This window comes from Saccharopolyspora sp. NPDC000995, assembly GCF_053599315.1.
The window spans coordinates 1-2,802 of sequence record NZ_JBSFLZ010000271.1; the positions used below are offsets into that span (position 1 = coordinate 1).

Genomic DNA, 2,802 nt, shown 5'->3' on the forward strand with positions numbered 1-2,802 from the left:
CCTGCTCCGGCCCACCCAATTCGCCGTGCTGAGCCCACCAGGCCACGTCATCGCCCGCGCCCGCCAACACCTTCGACGACAACGCCGACTCGGGGCCGATCCGTCTGTCATCGCCCTGGACGGTGTCCAGGAAATAATGCGCCGGCCCGCCTTCAAAAAAGCCACCAGAGGCCAGGAACGCACTCGCGTCGTCGCCGTTCACATACACCGCCCGCGGAGCATCCTGCGAGGCCGCCGGCGGCACCCTCAGCACCAGGAAATGAACATCCCCGGCCGCCGTCTGCCGCATGAACTCCCGCACCGCATCGGGGCCACCGGTCAGCCGAAGCTGCGGGACAACACCCCCCGTCGCCGCCTGGAACCGCTCACTCGCCGCGCCTCCCACCACCCGCCGCAACACACCAGCGTGCAGCAGGCCCTTCGCGGCGCGGATATGGTCGGCGATCTGCTCCAGCAACCCCGTGACCGCGCCAGGACCCGGGTCAGGAATCACGATGCCCGAGCCCTCCACCATCGCCTTCGCGCCCTCATTGCCGAGCAGGACCTGAACAACGATGTAGTTGACCGAAGCCCTCAACGACCTCCCGAGTCCCTCGAAGACCTCTCGATATTCGGGCCGCAGACTCAGACCTTGGGTCTCCACCGCCTCCCACTGTGACCATGCGCCGGAGGGGAACTCGCCTCCCTTTGTGGCATCGGCCCACGCGAGACGACGCTCAGCCTCCCGTATCCCGTTCTCACTCCACACCACCCGCCTCAACGGCTGCGGCCACCGCAGGAGCCCCTCGGTGATAGCCCCCAGAACAGCCCGGCGCAGCCTCCCCTCCTCCCTCCCCGCAGGGAGCTCGGTGACGCCCGCCAACACCTTCCATACCTTCGACTCGGGAAACCAGACGAAGTCGAGTGCTCGGCCCGGGCCGAGGTAACGCACCAGCTCCGAGCCCGGGAGCCGGGCAGCCTCGCGCATCAACCGCAGATGGTGCGGGGCAGGCTGTTGTCTGCCGTCCAGCCACGCCTGAGCCGTGGACTCGACAACATGGGTCACCAAGGCCGCCCGGGCCGTGCCGAGGTGAGCCACCAATTCCCCATCCGGGACTCCCGCCGGAACAGCACTCTCGGCGACGTAGTCCACCACCTCGCCCAGAGTCCAATCCCACCACTCCTGCGTGGTCGGCAAACCGAAAACTTCCCGCGCGGCGGTAGATGGCCCCTCCGGCCGCCTTCCCGAGGCCACCTGCACGCCCTCCCGGGGGTCCAGCTCCCCCCGCTTGGCCATCTGCAGGCCCATCTCGGTGCCCAGCGCCCGCAATCGGTTAGCCACCGCGACCGCCCCTTCCGGCCCCCCGAACGCCTCGACAACCTTGTCGAACACGATCCCGCGCACCATCGCACGATCACCGGGACGGCCACGACGCCACTGTTGCACGTCTTCCTCAGAAACGCCGACCGCGTGGGCGACCACGTAGTCCGGGCCGAAGAAGCGCGTGAGGTAGTCAAACTCACGACCGTCCAGGGCATGCGCCAGCTCGCGCAGCACGTTCAGATCCCGCGGACTGGGCCGCCTGCCTCGCATCCCGGCACGCTGCGCTGCCGGAGCGCCCAGGTCGCGCACTTCCACCTGGAGGTCGGGCCTGCTCGCCACCACCTGGTCCAGGCCACCGAGCCTGTCCACCTTGTGCCGCAGCTCGTCGCGGTACTCAGCCGCGCCCTCCAGCTCCAGCTGAGGGCGGCGATCGGTTGGGGGCATCATGAGCTCGCCCAGAGCGCGCAACCGCTCCTGATACCGCGCACCGGCCGGTACCAATGTCTCGACCAGTGTCTTGACCTCCGCTCGCCCGCCGTAAGTGCTGACCACCGACCCGGTGATCGCCCGGCGCAACGCCTCGGCATGCCACCCTTCGGGCAGGTGGGACCACATCCGCCACACCTGCGCCGTGGTCTCATCCACCCCCAACGCCTGAGCCAGATACCGGTCCCGGCGCACCCCCGGGTTGACCATACTCATCAACTCCGCGGGCCCCGCCTCCTCCAAGACCGCGAACAACCCCTCCCATTCGGCCTCGCGGCCACGACGCAACAGCCCCTGATCCGCCAGCCCGTACTCCACCCTGCCACCAGCCGGGTCCACCACATGCACAAAGAACTCCACCGACTCCCCGATGTTCTCCAACGGGGTATGCGGGGGCAGTTCCCCGTTCGGATCCAGATGCGGCGGCACCATCGCCAACCGATCCGCTGGCCTCTGGGTCAGCTGGTCCCACAAGTCCTCGAGCCGCGTGGCGCTATCCGGCGTCTCCCCTGGCGCGTACTGGCCCATCACATAACAGGCGGGGGTGCCCTCCTCCACCAACTCCCGACTGTCCGAAGCCGCGTGCCAAAATCCGTCCGACCCCCGCGGGAGGGGTCTCCACGTCGTTTTCCACTTCTTCACCACCACCGCATGGTCTAGAACACCCCACCAGTCCAGCATCCGCAGGAACGCCACCACATTGTGACCATCCTCTGCGTGACCATCCACCCCAACCAGCCTCGGCCGTCCAGGCACACCCGTCGCCTCCTGGAAAGCCTCCAGCGCCTCGCTCCCCTCCTCAGAAACCCCCGCCAAATCCCCCGCGCCCAGCACCCCACTCCCGCCATCCACCACATCCGGCAACGACCCCGCACCACCACGCAGCTCAGACCCCCACTCATCCGCTGGGTCTCTCAACGGCTTCAGCTCACCGAAGGGCACCGGGGCGGATTCCACATCGGACAGCCGTGCTGATTCCGCCCCACCACGGAGCCCGGACTGGATAGTCCATC

At 68.1% G+C, this 2,802-nt stretch carries 1 protein-coding gene; it reads right to left on the reverse strand.

From position 1 onward, the window contains the following. Nucleotides 1-2,707 (reverse strand): hypothetical protein (locus ACWDKQ_RS35675; protein ID WP_450143156.1); only part of this gene is annotated, 2,707 nt, incomplete at its 3' end. Between the last annotated feature and the right edge of the window lie 95 nt (nt 2,708-2,802).